The following is a 23,128-nucleotide window of genomic DNA, read 5'->3' on the forward strand; positions in this document are numbered from 1 at the left end:
TGCCTGGCGTCAGTTCGCGACGACCTGAAAGCGCGCACCCGCAGAGCGCGAATACACGCGCCGGTCGTACATCGCCTCGCCGTACGCGGCCGGCACCACGAAGTCGCCGACGTTGGTCGCCCGCGCCTTGTAGGTCACCTCGAGCAGGTTCTTGTCGACGGCGCCGTAGAACACCACGCGGTCTTCGCGGATGTCGGCGTACTGCACCTTCCACGAGCCGCCGCCACCGAGGCGCTTCTTCCAGATCGGCGCATCGGCATTGGCTTCCTGGTCGTCGCCCACGGCCTGCAGCACCGGCTCCAGGCCGCCGGGCAGCAGGTCGACCAACGCGACGTCGTTGAGTTGTGCACGCTCCAGGCTGCGCACGCGCACCCGCACAGTGACCTCTTCGCCGAGCTTGGCCTTGGTGATCGGGTTGCCCTTGGCATCGAGCACTTCATGGAAGATCTCCAGGCCCTGGTTCACCGGCGTGCTGGGCACGTTGCGCTCGAAGCCCTGCTCGGCCCAGCTGTAATAGAGGTTGAAGTCGCTGTCGTTCGACAGCTTGAGCTTGGCCGTGCCGGCGGGCACCGCGGCGCGCGTGATCGGATTCACCGAGCCCAGTGCGAGCGCCGCGGCCTGGCCTTGCGCATTGACGGTCTGCGCCGTGAGCTTGCCTTCGGCGTTCTGCGCCACCGCTTCGAAGTACGCATCGACCGCGAGCAGCATCGAGGCCGACGACAGGCTGTTGTACCAGCCGTCGCGCACCATCGCGCCCATGCCTTCCCACACTTCGGGCTTCAGCGTCTTCAGGCGCGAAGGGAAGTGGCGGCCCACCAGGTGCAGCGTCATGCTGTCGTGCACCAGCGGGTCGTAATACGCGCCCCACACGTTGCGGCGCTGCTTTTTCTCGGTGCGCGCGAGGAGGTCGGACCACACCGGGTTGAGCAGCTCGTTGGCGACCTGCTCCTGCTTCACGAGCTGGTAGCTCGCAGCGAGGTACACGGCGCCCAGGTCGTCGCTCCAGCCTTGGGTCTGCTTGTTGCGCCACGCTTCGCGCAGGTTGGCCAGTGCGGCCGGCGCGATGATGCCCTGGCGCGTGAGCAGGTAGGCCGCCTGCGTGCGCTGGCGCCAGCCGTCGAGCGAGGTGTCGCCGCTGCCGAGCCAGCCCTGCAGATACGTGTTCGCCTTTTGCAGCAGGTCTTGCGGCACGGGCAGCTTGTGGTCCTTGGCTTCGATGAGCAGGTGCACCGCGTAGAGCGTGGCGAAGGCATCGGTGCCCGCGCCGGGCCAGAGCGAGAAGCCGCCGTCGGCCGTCTGCCGTGCGCGCAGCTGCACGAGGTAGCGCTCGAAGGTCTTGCGCGCCTCGGGCATCGGGCCCTGCTCGGGCGTGCGGCCGCGCGCCATTTCCTTCACCAGCTCAGGGCGGCCCGACAGCAGCACCGCCGGGAAGGTCTGGCTCGTGATCTGCTCGGTGCAGCCGTGCGGGTACACCTCCAGGTACTGCATGAGGCCGGTCGCGAAGGCCCATGGCGCGGCGGACACCGCGACATCGCTCTTGCGGAAGTTCGGATACAGGTCGGCCTTGCTGCTCAACTCGCCCGCGCGCTGGAAGCTGCCCGCCTGCACCAGCGTGACGAACGGCGATGCGGGCCGCACGCTCACTTCGGTCGAGAGGCGCGCGCTGAAGGTCTTGTGCGTCGAGGTGAACACCAGCGCCGATGAACCCAGCACTGCCTGCTCGCCCGGCTTGGCGCGCACGTTGAACCTGGTGCTCGCTTCGCCGCGCTCGTTGACCTTCAGCGTCTGCGTGGCATCGCCCACCACTTCGAGCCCGCCCGAGGCGGTGAGCGTGAGCGCAATGGGCACGTCCTTGCCCGAACCCACGATGTTGTTCGCAAGGCCCACGCCCACTTCGACGGTGTCGCCCGGCGCCATCGCGAGCGGCGCGTTCGGCAGGATGACCATGTCGCCGCGCACCACGGTGCGGGTGCTCTTGGCGGCGGTGGTCTCGTCGTTCACCGCGACGGCCATCACGCGCAGGCTGCCGTTGAAGCTCTCGGGCACGGTGTAGCTGAACTCGCGGCTGCCGTTCACATCGACGAGGCCCGACCAGTACGCCACCGGCTTGTCGCGCTTGCGCTTGAACGGATTCAGGTGCTTGCCGAGTTCGCCTTCGCCGTCGCCGCCGGGCGCCGCGCCCTGCATGAGTTTCTTGAACTCCGGCAGGATCAGGTCGAGCGTCTGCAATGTGCCCACTTCGAGCGCGCGCTTCTGGAAGAAGTGCTTGAGCGGATCGGGCGTCTTGTAGCGCGCCACCTGAAGGATGCCTTCGTCCACCGCGAAGAGCACGGCGCGCGTGGGCTTGTCGCTGGTGAGCTTCATCTTCACCGTCTGCCCGGGCTTGATCAGTTCGCTGCTGGTGAGCTGCAGGTTCGCGGTGCGCTTGGCCAGGCTGGTGGCGAAGGGAATGACGCCGTACGACAGCGGGCTCATGTAGACCTCGTCCGAGGCCGGGTCGCGCACGAAGTGCACGTTGATGTAGCCCGTGCCCTCGAAGTCCTTGGGCAGCGTGATCTTCTGCACCGAGGCGGTCTTGTCGGTCTTGAACCATGCGTGGGCATAGACCTTGTCGCGCTCGATGGTGATAAGGCCGGCGCCGACATACGGCGCGCGGATGCTCACCTCGATCTCCTGGCCCGGCTCGTAGTCCTTGCGGTCGAGCGTGAGCTGCAGTTCGGCGTTGCGGTCCAGCGAGCGCGAGACGTTCGCGTTGCCCGCCACGCTGTACTCGACGCGGTTCAGCTCCAGTCCGCCGGCATTGCGCACCACGTAGGCGAAGTTGCCGGGCGTGGCGGTGTTCAGCGCAATGGTGTTGCCGGCCGCGACGATGGCCAGCGGCTTCTCGTCGATCACGATTTCCTTCTTGCGCGATTCGTAGCGGTACAGGCCGTTGTCCTGCTTCACGAGCACCGACAGCACCTTGCGCTCCACGCGCTCGATCTTCAGGGCGTCCACGGCCGTCTTCTTCGCCTGCGGGTCGATCGCGATCACGGTGGCATTGCGCACGGCGCCCTTGCTCACATAGCTGGTGTCGCCGTCGACCTTCACGCCCACGAGGTAGGGCATGTCGCTCACCAACGTCTGCGCCTCGGCCGAGACACTGCGCCCGCCCTCGGGCTCGAAGGCCTTGGCGAGCACGTGCACCTGGTAGGTGGCCGCATCGAAGCGCGAGAGGCGCAGGTCGAACTCGGCCTTGCCCTCGGCGCTGGTCTGCACGCTGCCCAGGTCGTCGACCTGCTTCTCGGTGGCGCGCTGCGGATCGAAGAAGGCGTAGTCGGCGAACGCGCGGAACACCGGGAAGGCCGGGCTCAGCGTGAGCGTGCCTTCGACCTTGCGGTCGGGCGCAGGCGTGCCGAAGAGGTTCTGCACGTCGATGAGCGCCTTCAGGTCCTTGGGCTTGACCCAGCCCTCGGCCACTTCGCTGCTGAGCTTGGTGACGACCTTGGTGCGGTCGGGCAAGAACTCCTGCACCTTCACCGTCGTGCTGCCGATGAGCAGGCCCTGCACCTCGGGGTTGCCGGGCGAGGATTCGCGCGGCAGGTAGAGGTTGACGGTGTAGTTGCCGGTGGGCGAGGTGTCCTGCGTGGCGTGGGCGATTTCCGCCGCGCCGCCGGGGCCGAGCTTGAGCTTCTCGCGGCGCACGCTGAGGCCGCGCGCATCGATGATCTCGGCCTCGAGCGGCAGGTCGCGCAGCGACGTGGCCCAGTTGCCGGCCTTGACCATCATCGCGATGTGCATGGTGTCGCCCGGGCGATAGATGCCGCGGTCGCTGAACACGTAGGCGGTCATCTGGTTCGGCACGCCGGCCGCGCGCAGGCCGCCGACGTCGAAACGCGAGATGTCGAGCGTGCGGTCGCTGCGGTTGAAGGGAAGGAAGCTCAGGTCGCCGTCCTTGCGCACCACCAGCACCACGGGCGCCTTCTCGCGCTGGTAGCCGGCGAGATTGGGCAGCTTGGCGGCGCCCGTGGCGTCGGTGGATTGCGACGCGACGATCATGCCGTTGCGGCCCCACACCTCGACCAGTGCACCGGCCACCGGCTGGCCATTGGCGATGCTCTGCACGAACACGTCGCGCGTGCCGTCGAGCGACTTCTTGGCGACGATGCCCAGGTCGGTGACGAGCACCAGGCGCTGGTCCTTCTGGTCTTCGGGGTTGCCGCTTTCGGGGTCGCCTTCGCCTTCCGATTGCTGTTCTTCCTGTTGCTCTTCTTCGGGCTGCGCCTGCGTCGCATCGCCCTCGGCCTTCTTCTTGGCCTTGGGGTCGTAGCCCTGCACCTTGAGCAGGAACACGCCGCGGCGGTCGGCCACGTCGCTGCGCAGGTACTGCGCGAAGTCGACGGTCTCGTAGTGCGCCTTGCCGGCGGGGATGCTGAGCGGGATCTCCTTCTGGAAGCGGTCGACGAGGTTGTCCGACTGCAGGCCGCTGTTGAACTGCGGATGCGCGAAGTCACCGTTGGTCTGCGTGACCAGGTGCTGCAGCTGCTGCGGCAGCAGGCGTCCGATTTCCAGACGGATGCCCGGCAGGTCGCGCACCAGGATCGGCAGCTTGCGCTCACCCGACAGCGCGAGCAGCGAGCCCTGGCTCATGATGGTGAGCTCGGGCGCGAAGGTCTTGAGCAATCGAACGTCTTGCCGCGCCGCGCCGAGCTGGTAGCCGCCCGGCGTCTTCAGGCCCTTGGCCACGCGCACCAGCAGGTAGCGGCCGCCTTCGGCTTGCGGGAGGCGGAAGCTGACCATCTCGGTCACTTCGCGTTCGCTGGCGATGGGCTGCAGACTGATCTTCTTCGCGCGACGCAGCACCGCGTCGGTGACCTTCGAGGGGTCGGCGGACCAGTCGAACTTTTCTTCGGGGTCGCCCTTGGCTTCTTCCGTGGCGGGCAGCAGCCAGGCCTGCACCACGCGCGCCATTTCGCGCTCGTGGACCGGCATCGAGGCGGTGACGTGCATCACATGCTCGGGCTCGCCGTTCTCGCCGGTGACGATGGTGGGGTCGATGCTCGAGATGTCGAGGCTGAAGAGGCCGGGGATGTCGACCGCGCGCGAGATGTCGCTGCGCTGGCCGGGGCCGCCCTTCTGCGCGACCGCACCGGAGGTAAGGCTGAGCACCACGGGGCGTGTCTTCTCGGGAATGGGCAGCGGCTCGGACTGGAGGGTGGCGGTGAGGCGCAGCTTGTCGTAGCTGACGGTGAACTTCTCGCTCGCGCACTTGCCCACGCTGAAGATCGAAGTGCCGCAGGCCTGGTCATGGGTCAGCACCAGGCGCTTTTCGAACTCGGCCGTGTTGACGGGGTGCGAGAAGCGCACCTGGAAGAGCGCGCGCCGCACGTTGGCCTGCACCGGGTCCTGGTAGAACTCCGCGCCCGCGATGCGCGCGCTGAATTCGGGCGAGGTGAACTCGTACTTGCGCTGCTCGATCTCGATGTGCGGCGCGAGCGCGTCCTTCGCCAGCTGCACCTTGTAGGGTTGGCCGACCGGCCAGTCCTGCGCGGGAAGGAATTCGAGCTTCTTCTGGCTGCTCCACGACCAGCGCCCGGCAATGGCGGGCTCGATGCTGACGCCGGTCGCCTCCTGGCCGATGCGCGCGATCGGCGCGACCGAGGCGGAGAAGTTGATGACGACCGGGTTGGGCCCCTTGTCGTTCTCGATCTGCGTGCGCGGCGGCGGCACGATCTGGGCGGTGGAAACGACGGGCTCGACGCGATCGGGCGTGAGGCCGTGCCACCACTTCAGCACATGCGGGCTCGCGAACCAGCCGGCCAGCACCAGCAGCGCCAGCAACACCACCCAGGCCAGCCGTTGCTGCAGCCACTGCAGCCCGAAGAGAAGAAAGGCGCCCACGATGCGCAGCCACCCCGGGGGTCGCCAGGAACCGATGAGCCCGCGTGCCAGCGGACGCAGGAACCCGAGCACACGGCCCAGCCCCGTGAAGAGCACGTCGCTCAGCGACGCGAGTTTTCGATTGGCAACTTGAAGCATGGACGCTCCCCCGATGTTTTTGTTGGCGCCTGACAGTCTCTGCCCGGTCTGTGAAGCCATGGCGCTGTGTGTGAAGTCTGCGTGAAAACCGCACAGGGCCCGCGCACCGGCCCGGTTCAGATCAAAACGGAATCGCGGGCTTGTTCACCATCAGCCAGAACACGATGGCCATGGCCACGAAGGCCGGGTAGCCAAGCAGCTCCCAGTAGCGCTGGTAGCGCAGATACAGCGACGGCAGCGCGGTGCTCTCGCGATGCGCCTGCCCCGCCAGGGCCGCCATGCGGATCTGCAGCCACACCACCGGCAGCCAGCACGCCCCCGCGAACGCGAACAGCCCCAGCGAGAGCGCCAACCACGGCGTCGACAGCGGCCAGCCCGCCAGGTGCGCCAGCGCGAAGCCGGTGACCGGCTGCAGGATCACCGTGGGCGTGGTGAACCACCAGTCGGCCCGCACCACCAGCCGGCTCACCACCGCCTGCGCCGGCACGCTGCCGCTGCGGTTGGCAAAGAACATGTAGAAGGCCGACCCCAACCCCGTGCCGACCATCAGCACGCTGGAGACGATGTGCAGCCACTTGAGGACGAGGTAGGTGTTCATGGCGTGGCGCGTCGGTACAAATGCCAGAGCAGCGCGGCGATGGGCAGGTTCTTGAGCAGCGGGCCCAGCGGGTGCAGCCACAGGCCCGGCTGCAGCGCGGTTGCCACGAGCGTCATGGCGAGCATCAAGGCGAAGGCGGCCAGGTAAACGGTGCGGCCGGGTCGCAGCCACAGCGCCAGGCCGACCGCAAGATCGGCCGCCGCGCCGCCGACGATCAGCGCCTGCACCAGCCATGGCGGCGAGGTGATGCCCGCATCGGCCAGCACACGGCGGCTCTGGCCGTCGAGTTCGACGGTGCTGGCGACGGCGGTGAAGAGCCAGACGGCGACGAGGCTCAGGCGCAGCAGGCGGTCGTCGCCGTCGGCAGCAGCAGGGCGCGTCATGGCGTGGGCGCCCCTTCGTCGATCACATCCGTCACCATGCCCCAGCGCGCGAACTCGGGGTCGAACTCGGGCAGCGTGAGCAGGCCGGCGCAGGCGTGCGCGCCCACCGGCAACGCCTCGCCGCGCGCGAGCCGGCGCGCCAGCAGGATGGCGGCCATGCAGGGAATCTCGGGACCGTGGTTGTCGTCGGCCGCGACGTGCCAGGCGCGGCGCGCGATGGCGCCGTGTGCATCGATGCCTTCGACGCGCACCACCATGCCACCCAGCGCGGTGCCGAACGCATCGAACACGCCGCCCGTCGCGTGCAGCAGCGGCGCCAGCTTCTGCGGTGCGCGCAGCAGGCCCGTGCGGCGCAGGAACGCCAGGAAGGCGAAGGCCTGCTGGGTCAGGCCGACTTCGAGTGCGGCGCGGAACATGACCGACTGCACGCCGGCGTAGCGCGCGGGAAAGAGTTCGAGATCGGGGATGTCGCACAAGGCGCCGCGGCGCGGCTTCATGCGCGCGAACTGCACTTTCGCGGGATGGGCCCAGCCGGGCTGCTCGGTCCACCGTCCGCCCTGCCAGACGCGGATCGGCGCACCGCAGTAGGCGAGCACGCCCGCGAGCGTGGCTTCGCCGCGCGGCGCGCCCTGTGCCGGCGCGATGCAGATGTCGATGCTGCGGATGCCTTGCCAGCTGGCGGCGAGGTGATCGACCACCGCCGACGACAGCGCCGGCACGGTGCTGGCGCCAGTCACGGCGGTGCGGCCTGCGCGGCGGAAGGCAGCGTCCATCGCGGCGGGAAAGTCGCAGACAAAGCGCCGGCCGTCGGCCAGGTCGATGTAGTGCGCGCCGGCGGCTGCCACGGCCTGCGGCACGCGGTAGTCCTGGCCCTGGAACGGGCCGGCGGTGTGGATGACGAGGTCGACGCCCAGGAAGCCCAGGCCCTGCGCGAGGTCGGGCGACTGCGCATCGACGCGTACACCGCGCGCGTTGCCGCCCAGCGATTGCGCAAAGGCCGTGGCCCGTTCGAGGTCGCGCCCGCCGACGTACAACTCGATGCCCGGGTCCTGCGCCAGCGCGCGGCTGATGCGCGCGCCGAAGTTGCCGTAGCCGCCAAGCACCAGCGTCTTCATGCGACGCTGGCTCCGGCGATGTGGCCGCGCGTGAAGGCTTCCTCGAAGATCGAATAGCCCGACCAGTCCGCGTGCGCGAACGACAGCCGGCCCGCGGCCACGCGGTCACCGTGCGCGCCGATCTGCGCGAGCAGACCGGGCCGCGGGATCGACATGGCGTGTCCGTAGCGCGTGATTTCGACGCGCGTGGCGAGCGCGGGCAGGTCGGGGTGCGGCACCGACAGCTCGGCCAGCAGCTCGTCGCGCCATGCGGTCCACGGGCGCTCGAGCAGCAGCTGGCGGCCGTCGCCGGTGTCGTAGCCACTCGGGCCCAGCGGGCGGTACCAGCTGAGCACGGTGCCGCGCGGCGTGGGGTCGAGCGTCTGGTGGCGCGCATCGACGTAGCCGAGGCCGCGCGTGCCGTAGATCACGTTGTCCCAGCTCGGCGCGGCGCCGACGCGATCGGCCAGCGGGCCGCGCAGGTGCACGTTGGCGACCAGCCAGGGCGCGTAGCGCACGTGCGCGGCAGCGCTCGTCAGCAGCGAGGGCGGGTTCTCGACCACGCGCGCGGCGATGAAGACGGGCAGCGCGACGATGCAGCGCTCGGCCTGCCAGCGCACCATGGATTTCGAGGCGGCGTCCCACGCATCGACCTCGACACCGCCGCGCCCTTCGGCGATGCGCGTGACGACCTGGCCGGTGTGCAGGCGCTCGCCCAGCGGCGCGGCCAGCTGCTTCGTGAGCCAGCCGTTGCCTTCGGGCCAGGTGAGCACGCCGTCGCGATCGGGGTTGGTGTCATTGACGCTGCCGCTCGCGTCGCCGGGCGCATGAAAGCCGTGCCGGCTTGCAAAGTAGTGGATACCGGCCCAGGCCGACACCTGCGCGATGCCGGCGCCGTAGTCGTCGCGGCAGCAGTAGTCGAGGTACCAGCGCAGGTGGGCGTCGTCGAAGCCTTCGCGGTCGAGCCAGCCCGCGAAGGGCACGGCGTCGAGCGCGAGCAGTTCGGGCGTGACGGCGAAGCGCAGCGTGGGAATGGCGAAATGGGCGGCGTGCTGCAACGCGTCGATGCGCTGCGCAAAGCGGCGGTATTGGGCGTGCGTGCCATCGCCCACGTCGTGCACGGGCAGCAACCCATCCTGCCACTCGCCGCGGAAGAACAGGCGCTCCTGCGGGCTGTGACACAGGTGGCGCTCGTCGTAGGTCCAGCGGCCGGCCACGCGGCGGCGCAGGCCGAGTTCTTCGAGCAGGTCCTGCACCTCGTGCGCGTCGTCGCCGGGCGTGGGCAGGTAGTGCGCGCCGAGCGGGCAGGCAATGCCGCCGACCGAGCCGCCGCGCGCGTTGCCGCCGGCGGTGTCTTCGAGTTCGAGCAGCGCGAAGTCGTCGATGCCCGCGAGGCGCAGCGCGCGCGCCGCCGCCAGGCCAGCGACGCCACCACCCGCGATGACGACGCGGGTGCGTTTGACGGTGGCCGGGGCCTGCGACTTGAGCGTGGCGTCGCGCATGGCGTGGCCGCGCGCGACATCGATGCCGGTGAAGCCACCTTCGATGACCGGCGGTGGCGCCTCGCAGCCGGCCAGCGCCAGGGCGCCTGCACCGGCAGCGACGCCAAGAAAGCCGCGACGCCTCATGGCACACGGCTCCTTCGTGAAACACCGCGGAACCGGCTTTGCCGGGCCGCAGGTGTTGCCCCCGGCAGGGGGTTGGCGAAGCGACACGAAGTGCGCGCAGCCTGGGGGCGAGCCATATCAGTGAGCCATGACCTTGCCCCACTCCTGCTCGTAGGTGGTGACGAGGGTCTGGTTCGACAGGCGGTTCACTTCGGTCGGCACGCGTGCCATGTCGAGCGGAAAGTCGAACATCAGGGGCAGCGTCGCCGGTGTGAGAAAGCGCATGCCGCCCGGCAGCGCGTCGGGCTGCCGGTAGGGCCGATGGCTGGCGATGATGTAGCCCCATTCGCCGAAGCTGGGCACGTGCGCGTGGTACGGCGTGGCCTTCAGGCCGACCGACTCGATGGTGCTTGCCACGGTCCAGTAGCTCTTGCGCGCCACCAGCGGCGAGGTGGTCTGGATCACGGCGTAGCCGCTGGCCGACAGGCGCCGGTCGAGCAGCGCGTAGAAGCTGTTGGTGTAGAGCTTGCCGATGGCGAAGTTGGTGGGATCGGGAAAGTCGACCACGATGACGTCGAAGGTGTCGCCCTCCTGCTGCAGCCACTGGAACGCGTCGGTGTTGACCACCTTCACCTTCGGCGACGACAGCGCGTGCCCGTTGAGCGCGGCCAGCGTCTCGTGCGTGGTGAAGAGCTGCGTCATGTTCGGATCGAGCTCCACCAGCGTGACCGACTCGACCGAGGGGTACTTGAGGATCTCGCGCACCGCCATGCCGTCGCCGCCGCCGAGCACGGCGACTTTCTTGGGCGCGCCGTGCGCGGCCATCGCGGGGTGCACCAGCGCCTCGTGGTAGCGGTACTCGTCGCGCTCGGCGAACTGCAGGTTGCCGTTGAGGAACAGCCGGTGGCCCAGCGCGCCGCGCGTGACCACGATGCGCTGGTAGGGCGAGCTGGCGCTGAAGACGATGCGGTCCTGGTAGAACTTGTCTTCCGCCAGCGTGGTGATGTGGTCGGCGCCCCAGAAGGCGCCGATGAGCGCGGCCAGCGTGAGAAAGCAGGCCACCGCGTGCGCGCCGGCGCGGCGCAGCTCATGGCGGAACAGCCACAGCGCCCACACGGCCACCGCGGCGTTCATCACGCCGAACAGCAGGCCGGTGCGGATCATGCCCAGCTGCGGCACGAGGATCAGCGGGAACGCGACCGACACGGCAAGCGCGCCCAGGTAGTCGAAGGTCAGCACCTGCGACACGAGGTCCTTGAGCACGATGTTGCGCTTGAGGATGCGCATCACCAGCGGAATCTCGAGCCCCACCAGCGTGCCCACCACCACCACGAGGCCGTACAGCAGCAGCCGGAACGCGCCCGGCACGTAGGCGTTGGCCAGGAACAGGATCGCCGGCAGCGCGCCGCCGATCAGCGCCACGAGCAGCTCGATGCGAAGGAAGTGCGCCGGCAGCTGCCGATCGAAGTAGCGCGAGAGCCACGAGCCGACGCCCATGGCGAACAGGTAGGTGCCGATGATGGTGCTGAACTGCAGCACCGAGTCGCCGAGCAGGTAGGAGCTCAGCGCGGCCGCGCTCAGTTCGTAGACGAGGCCGCAGGCCGCGACGACGAACACGCTGGCGAGCAGCGCGATCTCCACGGGTTGCGGCCCCCGCGCATCCGGGGTGCGCGCGGGCAGGGCCGCGTCGCTCAATGGATTGCTGCGGCCACGATGACGCTGATGCCGAGGCACATGGCGGCCACGACGAGCGCCAGCGCCCTGTTCTGCTTCTCGACGATCTCGCCCCACAGGTCATAGGGGGTGATCTTGTCGATGATCAGAAAGCAGATCCAGAAGACCACCACGCCGATCAGCGCATACACGAGCGATCCGAGGACCACGCCCGGTTTCAGCCATTCAATTCCCATGGGGACCTCCAGTCGTAGCAATAAAGAGAGAAACAAGAGAGCGCCTGCGCGCGATCTTCGTCATTTGTGGCCGCCGCCGCTCGAGTAGCCGCCGTACGAACCGCCCGAACTGCGGTACCCGCTCGAGGAGCCGCCGCTGCAGTTGCTCATCATGATCAGCACGAAGAGGATGACCACGATGACGAGGATGATCGTGCCGCAGCCCATGCCCGACGCGGCGCTCACGGGCAGCGCGTCGCCGCGCGAGAACAGGTCCTTCTTGGCGTCGAGCTTGAAGGCCGTGGCCACGGCGCCGCTGTCAATCTTGCTGCCCGAGGACCAGGTCAGCTCGTTGGCCGAGCGCTCCATCGAGAGCAGCGCGCCGCCGCTGGCGAAGTCGCGGTTGAAGGTCTTCTGCCCGCGCTCGACCTGCCAGTAGAACTCGCCGGCCACGTAGGTGGTCTCGGCGTTGTAGGCGTACTGCTGCTGGTAGCGCTTGTTGAGGTAGGTGGCGGTGGTGCCGTTCTCGGCCATCACGGGCGCGCCGGTGGTCGGCTTGACCATGCTCCAGCCGTCTTCGGCATCGACGAGGAAACTGAAGCCGCGCTTCTTGTTGTACAGCAGGTACTCGTCCCAGCCGAACTGCTCGTCGTCGCCGGGCTCCTGGCCCATGCGGTGCTGGAAGCCCACCACCTGCCACTGCGCGCCCTGCAGCTGGCCCACGCTGCCCAGCGCGATGAGCGGGCGCACCGGCTCGTTCTGCTCGGCGTGCTTGAGCTCGCCGCCGATGCCTTGCGACAGGTCGATGATGCTGTTGCACGAACCGCAGGTGATGCTCTTGCTGTCGGCCAGGTTGACCGTGACGGGCGAGCCGCAATTGGGGCAGTTGAAGCTGCGGCCCTTTTCGTCCTTCGCGGATTCGTCGCGCAGGCCGGTGAGCTGCAGATCGTCCAGCTGCACCGAGCGGCCGAGGTAGGCCGTGGGCGGGGCGGTGCCGTAGTCGATGCTGAGCACCAGCCCCTTGTCGTTGCGCAGTTCGACCATCGCGAACGCTTGGCCGAGCGCGGGCAGGTGCGGCAACTCGCCCTGCGCGGAGGTCAGCGCCACCTGTTCGTTGGAGGCGACGGTGTAGCTCTGGCCGGCGAAGGCGGTGGTGGCGCCCACGCGCAGGTCGGCGGGCGGCGGCGCGGCGCGCTGCAGGTCGAAGGGCAGCGCGAAGACGTAGGCGCCGTTGTCCTCGCTGAGGACGCCGGTGCGGTCGCCGTCGAGCGCGGCGATCCACTCGGTCCAGCGCCCGCCGGGGTAGGTGTACTGCAGCCGGCCGATCAGCGTGAAGGACTTGTCCTGGATGCGGCCGGCGGCGAACAGCTGCAGCGGGCTGAAGTCGTCGAACAGCTCGGCCATCTTGCCGGTGCGCGCGAGCGTGTCGCCCTGGCGCACGACGGTGCTCTGGCAATACGGGCAGACCGCGTGCGTCGATTGCGCCGAGCGGAATTCGACCGGCGCGCCGCAGCCGGGGCAGGGCGCGCGGTAGTAGCGTTGGGAGCCGGTTTCCTCAGCCATGGCGCACCGGGTGCGATGGCGCGGCCGGCCACGAATGATTCAAGCCCAAAAGGCCTCTGACGCCCGCTGGGCGGGCGTCAGTCGCTATCGAAAACATTGCGACGGATCAGACGAGCTTTTTCAGCAGTTCGGCCTTCTTGGCGTCGAACTCTTCCTGCGTGAGGATGCCCTTGGTCTTGAGTTCGCCGAGCTTCTCGAGCGTGGTCATCACGTCGGCGGCGCTCACCACGGCCACGGCCGGCTGCTGCGTCGTGGCCGCGGCCTGGGCCGCGGCGTTCGGGCTCAGGCCCTGCGCGAGGTTCTGCGCCAGCACCTGGCCGAGCGCCACGCCGGCACCCAGGCCCATCGCGTCGCCCGCGATGCCGCTGCCACCCGCTGCGCCTTCGGCGAACTTGGGGATGGCCTGCGCCGTCTGGTACTGCATGAACTTGCCCATGTCGTTGCCGACCATGCCCATGCCGATCTTCTGGTCGAGGATCTTCTGCAGCTCTTCGGGCAGCGAGACGTTCTGGACCGTGATGTTCTCGAGCTTGATGCCGATCTTCTCGAACTCGGGCACCAGCTGGGTCGCCAGCGCGGTCGCGAACTGGATCTGGTTGGCCGCCAGGTCCAGGAAGGGCAGGCCGCTGGAGGCGATGGCGTTGCTGATGTTCTGCAGCACCAGGCCGCGCAGCTGGCCGTCCAGGTCGGCCACGGAATAGATGTCGCGCGTGCCGGAGATTTCGGTGTGGAACAGCTTCGGGTCGCCGATGCGGAAGCTGTAGTTGCCGAAGGCGCGCAGGCGCACGGCGCCGAAGTCCTTGTCGCGGATCGTGATCGGCTGGGGCGTGCCCCACTTCTGGTCGACCTGCTGGCGCGTGCTGAAGAAATAGACGTCGCTCTTGAAGGGGGATTCGAAGAGCTTGTCCCAGTTCTTCAGGTACGTGAGCACGGGCAGCGTCTGCGTCGTGAGCTTGTACATGCCGGGGCCGAACACGTCGGCCACCTGGCCTTCGTTGACGAACACGGCCATCTGCGACTCGCGCACGGTGAGCGAGGCGCCGTTCTGGATTTCCATCTCGGCCATCGGGAAACGCCAGGCCAGCGTGCCATCGCCGGACTCGGTCCACTGGATGATGTCGATGAACTGTTTCTTGATGAAATCCATCAGGGCCATGGTCGTTCCTCTCGAGATGTTGTCGGTTTGTGTCCCAGCCACACATATTGCCACAGGGCCTTGACGGCGCCCCGTGCTTTTGGTCATGCCTGCCACCGGCCATGCGGCGTAGGGCGGGATGGACCGAGGTCTACAATCGGCGCCCCCAGAAGAAGCGCCACCAGGAGCAACGGCACATGTCCGATTCGACCGCATCGTCCCCTTCGACCCCCACCCCGGAAGACAAGCGCGCCCTGTTGCGCCGTGCCGCCCTCGAGTACCACGAGTTTCCCGTCCCCGGCAAGATCGCCATCGCGGCGACCAAGCAGATGGTCAACCAGCGCGACCTGTCGCTGGCCTACTCGCCCGGCGTGGCCGCGCCCTGCGAGGAAATCGTCAAGGACCCGGCCAACGCCTTCAAGTACACCTCGCGCGGCAACCTCGTGGGTGTCATTTCCAACGGCACCGCCGTGCTGGGCCTGGGCGACATCGGCCCGCTGGCCTCCAAGCCGGTGATGGAAGGCAAGGGCGTTCTCTTCAAGAAATTCGCCGGTGTCGACGTGTTCGACATCGAGATCGACGAGAAGGACCCTGTCAAGCTGGTCGAGATCATCGCCTCGCTGGAGCCCACCTTCGGCGCCATCAACCTGGAAGACATCAAGGCCCCGGACTGCTTCTACGTCGAGCGCGAGCTGCGCAAGCGCATGAAGATCCCGGTGTTCCACGACGACCAGCACGGCACGGCCATCACGGTGGCGGCCGCCATGCTCAACGGCCTGAAGGTGGCCGGCAAGAACATCGCCGAAGTGAAGCTGGTCACCTCGGGCGCGGGCGCCGCGGCGCTGGCCTGCCTGAACCTGCTGCTCAAGGTGGGCCTGAAGCGCGAGAACGTGTTCGTCACCGACCTGGCCGGCGTGGTCTACGAAGGCCGCGAAGAGCTGATGGACGACGACAAGCGCCAGTACATGCAAAAGACCGACATGCGCAAGCTGTCGGAAGTGATCGCCGGTGCCGACGTGTTCCTCGGCCTGTCGGCCGGCGGCGTGCTCAAGCCCGAAATGGTCGCCAAGATGGCGCCCAAGCCGGTGATCTTCGCGCTGGCCAACCCGAACCCCGAGATCGCGCCCGAAGACGCCCATGCGGTGCGCAACGACGTGATCATGGCCACGGGCCGCACCGACTACCCGAACCAGGTCAACAACGTCCTGTGCTTCCCGTACATCTTCCGCGGCGCGCTCGACTCGGGCGCCACCACCATCACCGACGAGATGGAGATTGCCGCGGTGCACGCCATCGCCGAGCTGGCCCAGGCCGAGCAGAGCGAGCGCGTGGCCGCCGCCTACGCCGGTGAAAAGCTGAGCTTCGGCCCCGAATACCTGATTCCGAAGCCCTTCGACCCGCGCCTGATGATGAAGATCGCGCCGGCCGTGGCCAAGGCGGCCGAGGAAAGCGGCGTGGCGCTGCGCCCGATCAAGGACCTGGACGCCTACCGCGACAAGCTGCAGAGCTTCGTCTACGCCTCGGGCACCACCATGAAGCCGATCTTCGACGCCGCCAAGCGCGCGCCGAAGAAGCGCGTGGCGTATTGCGAAGGCGAGGAAGAGCGCGTGCTGCGCGCCGCGCAGATCGTGGTGGACGAAGGCCTGGCGCGCCCGACGCTGATCGGCCGTCCGGCCATCATCGCCCAGCGCATCGAGAAATTCGGCCTGCGCCTGAAGGAAGAGCTCGACTACGACGTCGTCAACGTCGAGCAGGACCACCGCTACCGCGACTTCTGGCAGACCTACCACCGCATGACCGAGCGCAAGGGCCAGACGGTACAGACCGCCAAGATCGAGATGCGCCGCCGCCTCACGCTGATCGGCGCCATGCTGCTGCACAAGGGCGAGGTCGACGGCATGATCTGCGGCACCTGGGGCACCACGCTGATCCACCTGCACTACATCGACCAGGTGATCGGCAAGCGCCCCGGCGGCTGCGCCAGCACCCCGCAGGACGTGCCGGTGTACGCCTGCATGAACGGCCTGCTGCTGCCCGACCGCCAGGTGTTCCTGGTCGACACGCACGTCAACTACGACCCGACGCCCGAGGAACTGGCCGAGATCACGACCATGGCGGCCGAGGAAATGATGCGTTTCGGCCTCAAGCCGAAGGCCGCGCTGCTGTCGCACTCCAACTTCGGCACCAGCAACGAGCCCAGCGCCGTCAAGATGCGCAAGACGCTCGACCTGCTGCGCGTGCAGGCGCCCTGGCTCGAGGTGGACGGCGAAATGCACGGCGACGTGGCGCTGGACAGCAAGCAGCGCGCGGTCGTCATGCCGCACAGCGCGCTCGCGGGCGACGCCAACCTGCTGGTGTTCCCCAACATCGACGCTGCCAACATTTCTTACAACCTGCTCAAGACCGCAGCCGGCGGCAACATCGCCATCGGCCCGGTTCTGCTCGGCGCGGCCAAACCTGTGCACATTCTCACGGCGAGCGCGACTGTTCGCCGCATCGTGAACATGACGGCCTTGACAGTGGCCGACGCAAACGCCGAAAGATAGGCCATTTGGCGAGAGTGGACGCCAACTTAAGGCGTCGCTTTCTGCCCCCGCGACTGCTCAAACTTTGGGCAGTCGCTTGCTATTTTCGCCAGCGTGGTGCACACTCGCGGGCTTGAATTTGCGGGTTAACCCCGAGGTTGAGCGCAATTCAAACCCCCCGCTCTTTTCTTGTGGTGCCCCATGGCGGCTTACGCCTCGATCACGTCCTCTGTCACTAAGTTTGCGCTCACCAGCTTGATGCTGGTGGCTCTGACGACGGGGGCCGAGGCCCGCGGATGGTTCGGCGCCGACAAAACGTCCTCCGAGGCATCGATTGCCCTGACCGATCTGCCGGTCCAGGGCCAGCGAACCTACCAGGCCATCCTTGACGGTGGCCCCTTCCGGTACGACAAAGACGGCACGGTATTCGGCAATCGCGAACGCATCCTGCCAGCGGCACGCCGCGGGCATTACCGCGAGTACACGGTGCCAACGCCCGGCGCGCGCAACCGCGGTGCCCGGCGGATCGTTTGCGGTGGCGAGCAGCGCACGGCGCCCGAAGCCTGCTGGTACACGGCGGACCACTATGCGAGTTTCAGACGGATTGCGCCATGAGCGATGACAACGACCTGAGCGGCGCCCCGAAGCGCCCCGACGAGATGATGATGACTATGGAAAGACCAGCGGATATGACCTTATCCCTTCGAGCCGTACGCCCGAACATCGTGCAATCGATCCGCGCGTTCCGCGTGAACGACCTGCAGGATGCAGCCAACGCGGCCGGCCAGCACTTCCTGTACGCCAACCTGGGCAACGCCCAGACCAAGCAGGACGTGCTCGACCTGATTGCCCAGCAGTTCACCTTCCCGGCGCACTTCGGCAAGAACTTCGACGCGCTGTACGACTGCATGACCGACCCGTTGCATAAATCGGGCCCGCAGCCTGGTTTCGTCATCGTGCTCGAACAGATCCCGGCCAACGCCAAGTTCGACAAGGAAGCGCGCGAGCAACTGCTCGACATCTTCCGCGACGCTTCGGACTACTGGGGCGATCGCAAGGTCCCGTTCCGCTGCTTCTATTCTTTTCTGTAGCCCGTTCTGCATCCACCAGCCAAGCAGAACGGGCGAACGAGGCTCAGCCGACCGCTGAAACCCTCGATGGCATCGAAGTCAACACCACCGCCACGGCAGCCGCCGCGGCCACGCCCGCCGCCAGCACCGAGCCGGCCGGCGAGAAAATGCCGACCGACAAGCTCGTCGACGTGTCGCCCCTGGCGCTGCGCATGAGCAGCCCCTTCAACGCGGGGTACTGGCTGGCAGCTGCGTAACTGCAACCGCTCGCCGTCACAAAAAAAGCCCGTCATCGACGGGCTTTTTTTCATGGGGGAACGGCCTGGGCCAGTGCAACGTATTCGGCCACCGGCACCTCCTCGGCCCGGCGCTGGATGTCGAACTCGCCGGTGAAGCCGTGCTCCCCCAGCCACTTGCCCAGCGTGTGCCGCAGGATCTTGCGGCGCTGGCTGAAGGCGACCTGCACGATCTCGCCGAGCCGCGCCGCATCGACCACCGGCGGCTGCGCGAGCGGCACCATGCGCACCACGGCGCTGTCCACACGCGGCGGCGGGTCGAAGCTCTCGGGCGGTACGAACAGCACGTTCTCCATGTCGTAGCGCCACTGCAGCATCACGCTCAGGCGGCTGTAGTCCGAGGTGGCGGGTCGGGCCACCATGCGGTCGATCACTTCCTTTTGCAGCATGAAGTGCTGGTCGGCGATCAGGTGGGCATAGCCCAGCAGGTGGAACAGGATCGGCGTGGAGATGTTGTAGGGCAGGTTGCCCACCACGCGCAGCGGTTTCGGTTCGGCCTTGGCCGCGAGTTCGGCGAAGTCGACCTTGAGCACGTCCGACTCGATGACGTCGAGCTGCGGATGCTCGCGCAGCCGCTTGGCCAGATCGCGGTCGAGCTCGATGACCGTCAGGCGGCCAAGCCGCTCGACCAGCGGCTGCGTGAGCGCCGCCAACCCCGGCCCGATCTCGACCATCGCATCGCCGGGCTGCGGCGCGATCGCCTGCACGATCCCGTCGATGATCCCGCCGTCGGACAGGAAGTGCTGTCCGAACCGCTTTCTTGCAATGTGCTGTGCCATCGCGGCCTAAGACGCTGCCGCGGCCATCAGGACTGCGGCGTCTCGCGGTATTCGACGTAGGCGCGCGCGCGCACTTCCTGCACCCAGGTGGTGAAGGCTTCTTCGACACGCTGTTCGCGCAGCGCGGCACGCGCGGCTTCGCGCTGCTCCGACTGGCTCAGCTTGGCTTCGCGGCGGCCGACCACCTGGATCAGGTGGACACCGAAGCGCGACACCACGGGGTCGCTGATCTGGCCAGGCGTGAGCCGGTCCATGGCTTCCTCGAACTCGGGCACGAACTGGCCGGGGCGCGACCAGCCGAGGTCGCCGCCTTCCTTGGCGCTCGCGTCCTGCGAGTTGTCGCGCGCCAGGCCGGCGAAGTCGGCGGTACCGGCCTGCACGCGGCGCTTGAATTCCTGCAGCTGGGCCACCGCCTGCGCGGTCGTGCGCTTGGGGTCGTTCAGCAGCAGGATGTGGCGCACCTGGGTCTGGGTGATGGACGCATCCGACGAACCCACCTGCGCCTTGGTCAGCACCTTGAGCACGTGGAAGCCGGCGCCCGAGCGCACGGGTCCGGCGATGCCGTTCACCGCGGTCGATTGCGTGGCCTCGACGAACACCGGCGGGTAGCGGTCGGCGCTGCGCAGGCCGAGCGCGCCGCCGTTGGCACGGTCGGGCGAGTCGGAGTTCTCGCGTACCAGCTTGGCGAAGTCTTCGCCGCTGCGCGCGCGCTGTGCGAGGTCGGTTGCCTTCTTCTGTGCGGTCGCGACCTGCGCCTCGGTGGCGTTCTCGGGCACGGCCACCAGCAGCTGAGCGATGTTGAGGTTGAGCAGGGCGTTGTTCTTGACGGCGCTCTCGCGCTGGTCGCGCAGGTACTCGTCGGCCTCGGTGTCGCTGATCTTGACCTTGGACTCGACCTCGCGGTCGCGCAGGCGCGTGAGCAGCAACTGGTCGCGCAGGTCGTTGCGGAATTCGCGCGGCGAGATGCCTTCGGCCGCGACGCGGCTGCGCAGTTCGGTGAGGCTGATCTCGTTCTGGCGGGCCACGGTCTGCTCGGCCTGGTCGATCGCCACGTCATCGACCTTGATGCCGTTTTCCTTCGCCAGCTGCAGCTGCGCACGCTCGGTGATCAGGCGCTCCAGCACGAGGCGCGTGAGTTCGGCGCGCGGCACGCGCTCGGCGTCCGGGTTCTCGCGGATCAGACGGGTGACACGCGACTGCACCTCGGTGTTGGTGATCGGCTCGGAGTTGACCAGCGCCACGATGTACTCGGCCGCGCGCTGCACCGGCGCCGCCGCGGGACCGGCCGGGCGCGCCGCCGGCGGCACGATCCGGGGACCGGCACGCATGATGTCCGTGATGCCGCTGCCGGAACGAAAGCCCTGTGCGCCAGCCGTTGCGGCGATGGCCGCAAGGCAACCCAGGGTGATGAGGGAACGGATGTGTTTCATGGCGTGGACGGTCGTCGTTTCAGTCGTAATTGGTGAAGCGGCTCGGGGCTTCGGTCGGTTGACGCAGCGGCTGGTAGCGCTGGATGTTCTGTCGCAGCGCCTGCATCGGGCTCGAGCCGATGCTGGAGAAACCGACGAATTCGAGCTGGAACATGATGCGGGTGTTGGCCGTCACCTGGCCGGTGGTGATGCGCTGCAGCACCACACGGCTGATCCAGCAGCAGCCGTCGTACTCGACCCCGAGCACGCCGTCCGTGAGCTTCTTGTCCTGCAGGCTGTAGTTCAGGCGACCCACGGCGTACCAGCGTCCACCGCCTTCGCCCTTGCCCGGCCCGAGGTCCTTGCCCTTGTCGCCCCACAGGTCGTTGAGCGGCCATTGCCAGCCGAAGTCGATCGACTTGTTGCCGTCGGTGGCCGTGGGCGTGCTCGGCGCCTGGTAGCGGAAGGCGGCGCTGAGGTTGCGGTACGGGCCCGGGTTGTAGCGCGCGCTGATCGCGCTGCGCGTGGAGCGGCGCGAATCGGGGTTGTACTGGAGCAGCGTGTCCAGGCTCCACTTGGGCGTCCAGTTGATCTGGGCGCCCAGCAGCAGGTCGCTGGTGCGGTCGGTGACCGGCGCGACGCCCGGCAGCGTGACCTTCTGGTCGGCGAAGCGGAAGCGCTGCGCGATGCCGAAGCGCACGGCTTCGACGCCGGTGCCCGGATCGATCAGGCGGGACGTGACGCCCAGCGTGAGCGCGTTGGTGTCCGAGATGCGGTCCGCGCCCGAGAACGCGTTCTCGGTGTAGATGGTCGCAAAGCTGAAGTCGTTGGCGGCCGAGTCGTAGTTCGGCAGCATGCTCTGGTTGCGGTACGGCGTGTACACGTAGTACGCGCGCGGCTCCAGCGTCTGGCGGAAGGCGCGGCCGAAGTAGCTGGCGTCGCGCTCGAAGACCAGGCCGCTGTCCAGGCTGAAGGTCGGCACGACGCGGTTCGACGAGGTCGGGAAGAAGTACAGCTGGCTCGGGTTGTACGGCATCCCGTTCACGTAGTCGATGCCGTTGACCGACACCTTCGGAATGGACGACTGCGGCAGGTAGTAGTTGTACGAGGTCGCGTGCAGCTGCAGCTTGGGGATGACGAACGAACTCGGCGTGAGGAACGGCCGGCTGATCGCCGCCTGCGCGAACACGCGGTCGCCGTCGGGCTGCGACTGCTGGATGAGGTCGAAGCCGGGCTGGCCGGCCAGGATGCTGTTGACGCGAAAACGCGAGTAGTCGGTGTTCAGCGAAACGTCGAAGCCGTGCCAGTCGTACTTGGCGTAGTTGGCCGTGATCTGCGGCACGCGGTCGTACGAGGGCACGACCGGCGACAGGTTGTACTGCAGCGTCTGGTAGCGCAGGGCGCGCACCGCGCCGCTCCAGTCGCCCTTGGTCCAGTTCAGCGAGGCATCGTTCGGCAGTTGGCGCTGCGCCAGCGTCGGCGTGCGCGTGAAGTCGCGCCAGTAGTCGTTGTCGCTGACGCGGTTGATGTTGAGGCTGGCGGACAGAGAGTCGAGCCCCAGCGCCTTGGCGTCGAAGTCGTGGTGGTGGTTGAGCCACAGGCCCCAGCGCTTGCTGCTGTCGGGCGGCTTGCCGAAGTTCAGGTCCTTGAGCGCGATCTCGCCGTTGTTCAGCTTCTGCAGCTGCTCGGCGCGCGCCTCGTTGTAGCGCTGGCCCACGAGGCGGTCGCTGCCCATCAGGTCCAGGCGGATGCTGCCGCTGTAGTCCTTCTCGAGATAGCGGAACTCACTGGCCAAGTTGAGCCCGCGCTTGCTCATCAGCGTGGGCGTGAAGGTGGCGTCGCGGTTGGGCGCGATGTTCCAGTAGTAGGGCTGTGCGACCTCGAAGCCGTTGGTGTTGTCCAGCCCGATGGTGGGCGGCAGCAGGCCGCTCTTGCGCTCGTTGGACAGCGGGAAGGTCACGCGCGGGATCGGCGGCGTCGTGATGCCCATGAAGCTCATGCGCGCATCGATGGCCACGCCCTCGTTTTCCTCGGTGTCGGTGGTCAGCGTGGCGGCGGTCAGCAGCCAGGCCGGCATCCAGCCGGGAAAGTCCTCGCGGCGGCAGGTGGTGTAGCTGGCGCGCCGCGCGATCGAGACGTTGGAGTCGACGAAGTCGATGCGCTCGGCCTCGCCGTGGCCACCGGTCGCGAGGAAGCGGTAGCGCACGTTGTTGAAGAAGCCCTCGAAGGTCTCGAGCTTGAGTTCCAGCTCGGGGCCTTCGTACACGTTGCCGGCCTGGTTGACCCGCACGTTGCCGGTGGCCTTGGCGCGGTCGTCCGGCTGGTAATACTCGAGGCGGTCGGCCGTGATGGCGACCGGGCCACGGCGCAGCGTGGCGTTGCCCTCGACCACGGTCTCGAGGTCGGGGCGGCCGGAAATGCGGTCGCCGGTGACGAGGCTGGGCAGCTGGCTGCGTTGCACGGGCGTCAGCGTCTCGGTGAGCAGCGGCGTGCGCTTCAGCGTGAGCGGTCCCTCAAGCACACCGGCTTGCTGGGCGAGGGCGCCATGCGCGTGCAGCAGCGCCAGCGACAGCACGGCCAGTGGCAGCGGCGGGCTCGAACGTCGCAAGGCAGCGCGTGGGGTCGTAGGCATCGATTCGGAACGAAAAATCGTCGGGACGGCGCGGCAAGCCGGCGGGTTGCGGGGTCCGGCAGCCACCCCGCCCGGTCGGATCGACCTCGAGCAGGGGTGCCGCGCCAGGCGGATTTGTAGAATTGATTAT

15 protein-coding genes are annotated in these 23,128 nt (G+C 67.9%); 3 read left to right on the plus strand and 12 right to left on the minus strand.

What is annotated here, in order from left to right; translation table 11 throughout:
• Positions 1 to 9: 9 nt before the first annotated feature.
• From VBO01S_RS10020 to VBO01S_RS10060, 9 genes are all read right to left on the minus strand, one after another.
• Positions 10 to 6,018, minus strand: a complete 6,009-nt coding sequence (locus VBO01S_RS10020; RefSeq protein WP_062473557.1) for an alpha-2-macroglobulin — start codon at positions 6,016 to 6,018, stop codon at positions 10 to 12.
• Between the two features lie 121 nt (positions 6,019 to 6,139).
• Entirely contained in the window at positions 6,140 to 6,616 is a 477-nt protein-coding gene (locus VBO01S_RS10025) for a DUF2269 family protein (protein ID WP_062473560.1), read from the minus strand.
• Positions 6,613 to 6,999: a DoxX-like family protein gene (locus VBO01S_RS10030; protein WP_062473563.1), complete on the minus strand. Its 387-nt coding sequence runs from the start codon at positions 6,997 to 6,999 to the stop codon at positions 6,613 to 6,615. The genes VBO01S_RS10025 and VBO01S_RS10030 overlap by 4 nt, the downstream gene beginning before the upstream one ends.
• The gene (locus VBO01S_RS10035) at positions 6,996 to 8,114 is read right to left on the minus strand and encodes a saccharopine dehydrogenase family protein (protein ID WP_062473566.1); all 1,119 of its coding nucleotides are present in this window, start codon (positions 8,112 to 8,114) and stop codon (positions 6,996 to 6,998) included. Before VBO01S_RS10035 ends, VBO01S_RS10030 begins: the two co-directional genes overlap by 4 nt.
• Positions 8,111 to 9,721 (minus strand): FAD-dependent oxidoreductase, encoded by a 1,611-nt coding sequence (locus VBO01S_RS10040; RefSeq protein WP_062473569.1) that lies wholly within the window; start codon positions 9,719 to 9,721, stop codon positions 8,111 to 8,113. The genes VBO01S_RS10035 and VBO01S_RS10040 overlap by 4 nt, the downstream gene beginning before the upstream one ends.
• 117 nt (positions 9,722 to 9,838) lie before the next feature.
• A complete protein-coding gene (locus VBO01S_RS10045) occupies positions 9,839 to 11,395 on the minus strand; it encodes a polyamine aminopropyltransferase (protein ID WP_370680733.1) in 1,557 nt (518 codons plus the stop codon).
• Positions 11,392 to 11,610 (minus strand): DUF350 domain-containing protein, encoded by a 219-nt coding sequence (locus VBO01S_RS10050; protein ID WP_062473571.1) that lies wholly within the window; start codon positions 11,608 to 11,610, stop codon positions 11,392 to 11,394. The genes VBO01S_RS10045 and VBO01S_RS10050 overlap by 4 nt, the downstream gene beginning before the upstream one ends.
• Before the next feature lie 60 nt (positions 11,611 to 11,670).
• A complete protein-coding gene (locus VBO01S_RS10055) occupies positions 11,671 to 13,152 on the minus strand; it encodes a DUF4178 domain-containing protein (protein ID WP_062473574.1) in 1,482 nt (493 codons plus the stop codon).
• 106 nt (positions 13,153 to 13,258) lie between these two features.
• Positions 13,259 to 14,308, minus strand: coding sequence for an SPFH domain-containing protein (locus VBO01S_RS10060; RefSeq protein ID WP_062473577.1), 1,050 nt, complete (start codon positions 14,306 to 14,308; stop codon positions 13,259 to 13,261).
• Positions 14,309 to 14,484: 176 nt separating this feature from the next.
• Here VBO01S_RS10060 and VBO01S_RS10065 point away from each other — a divergent pair, with 176 nt between their 5' ends.
• The 3 genes from VBO01S_RS10065 to VBO01S_RS10075 all read left to right on the plus strand — a co-directional run bounded on the left by VBO01S_RS10065 (position 14,485) and on the right by VBO01S_RS10075 (position 17,903).
• Positions 14,485 to 16,833: an NADP-dependent malic enzyme gene (locus tag VBO01S_RS10065; RefSeq protein ID WP_062473579.1), complete on the plus strand. Its 2,349-nt coding sequence runs from the start codon at positions 14,485 to 14,487 to the stop codon at positions 16,831 to 16,833.
• A 180-nt stretch (positions 16,834 to 17,013) separates the two neighbouring features.
• On the plus strand, positions 17,014 to 17,427 hold the full coding sequence (locus VBO01S_RS10070) for a guanyl-specific ribonuclease (RefSeq protein WP_056574987.1): 414 nt from the start codon (positions 17,014 to 17,016) through the stop codon (positions 17,425 to 17,427).
• Positions 17,428 to 17,477: 50 nt separating this feature from the next.
• The gene (locus VBO01S_RS10075; RefSeq protein WP_095747788.1) at positions 17,478 to 17,903 is read left to right on the plus strand and encodes a barstar family protein; all 426 of its coding nucleotides are present in this window, start codon (positions 17,478 to 17,480) and stop codon (positions 17,901 to 17,903) included.
• A 286-nt stretch (positions 17,904 to 18,189) separates the two neighbouring features.
• Here VBO01S_RS10075 and rsmA read toward each other — a convergent pair whose 3' ends face one another.
• The 3 genes from rsmA to VBO01S_RS10090 are packed head-to-tail and all read right to left on the minus strand — an operon-like array spanning position 18,190 to position 22,998.
• Entirely contained in the window at positions 18,190 to 18,957 is a 768-nt protein-coding gene (gene rsmA / locus VBO01S_RS10080) for a 16S rRNA (adenine(1518)-N(6)/adenine(1519)-N(6))-dimethyltransferase RsmA (protein WP_062473581.1), read from the minus strand.
• A gap of 26 nt (positions 18,958 to 18,983) precedes the next feature.
• Positions 18,984 to 20,387, minus strand: a complete 1,404-nt coding sequence (locus VBO01S_RS10085) for a peptidylprolyl isomerase (protein WP_062473582.1) — start codon at positions 20,385 to 20,387, stop codon at positions 18,984 to 18,986.
• A gap of 19 nt (positions 20,388 to 20,406) precedes the next feature.
• Complete coding sequence (locus VBO01S_RS10090) at positions 20,407 to 22,998, minus strand: LPS-assembly protein LptD (protein ID WP_062473584.1); 2,592 nt, start codon at positions 22,996 to 22,998, stop codon at positions 20,407 to 20,409.
• Between the last annotated feature and the right edge of the window lie 130 nt (positions 22,999 to 23,128).

It is taken from the genome of Variovorax boronicumulans NBRC 103145 (assembly GCF_001591345.1).
GTDB lineage: Bacteria > Pseudomonadota > Gammaproteobacteria > Burkholderiales > Burkholderiaceae_C > Variovorax > Variovorax boronicumulans.

Coding starts and splice junctions, on each gene's coding strand:
- VBO01S_RS10020 (WP_062473557.1), bottom strand. CDS start 6,018: ATGCTTCAAGTTGCCAATCGAAAACTCGCGTCGCTGAGCGACGTGCTC.
- VBO01S_RS10025 (WP_062473560.1), bottom strand. CDS start 6,616: ATGAACACCTACCTCGTCCTCAAGTGGCTGCACATCGTCTCCAGCGTG.
- VBO01S_RS10030 (WP_062473563.1), bottom strand. CDS start 6,999: ATGACGCGCCCTGCTGCTGCCGACGGCGACGACCGCCTGCTGCGCCTG.
- VBO01S_RS10035 (WP_062473566.1), bottom strand. CDS start 8,114: ATGAAGACGCTGGTGCTTGGCGGCTACGGCAACTTCGGCGCGCGCATC.
- VBO01S_RS10040 (WP_062473569.1), bottom strand. CDS start 9,721: ATGAGGCGTCGCGGCTTTCTTGGCGTCGCTGCCGGTGCAGGCGCCCTG.
- VBO01S_RS10050 (WP_062473571.1), bottom strand. CDS start 11,610: ATGGGAATTGAATGGCTGAAACCGGGCGTGGTCCTCGGATCGCTCGTG.
- VBO01S_RS10055 (WP_062473574.1), bottom strand. CDS start 13,152: ATGGCTGAGGAAACCGGCTCCCAACGCTACTACCGCGCGCCCTGCCCC.
- VBO01S_RS10060 (WP_062473577.1), bottom strand. CDS start 14,308: ATGGCCCTGATGGATTTCATCAAGAAACAGTTCATCGACATCATCCAG.
- VBO01S_RS10065 (WP_062473579.1), top strand. CDS start 14,485: ATGTCCGATTCGACCGCATCGTCCCCTTCGACCCCCACCCCGGAAGAC.
- VBO01S_RS10070 (WP_056574987.1), top strand. CDS start 17,014: ATGGCGGCTTACGCCTCGATCACGTCCTCTGTCACTAAGTTTGCGCTC.
- VBO01S_RS10075 (WP_095747788.1), top strand. CDS start 17,478: ATGACTATGGAAAGACCAGCGGATATGACCTTATCCCTTCGAGCCGTA.
- rsmA (WP_062473581.1), bottom strand. CDS start 18,957: ATGGCACAGCACATTGCAAGAAAGCGGTTCGGACAGCACTTCCTGTCC.
- VBO01S_RS10085 (WP_062473582.1), bottom strand. CDS start 20,387: ATGAAACACATCCGTTCCCTCATCACCCTGGGTTGCCTTGCGGCCATC.
- VBO01S_RS10090 (WP_062473584.1), bottom strand. CDS start 22,998: ATGCCTACGACCCCACGCGCTGCCTTGCGACGTTCGAGCCCGCCGCTG.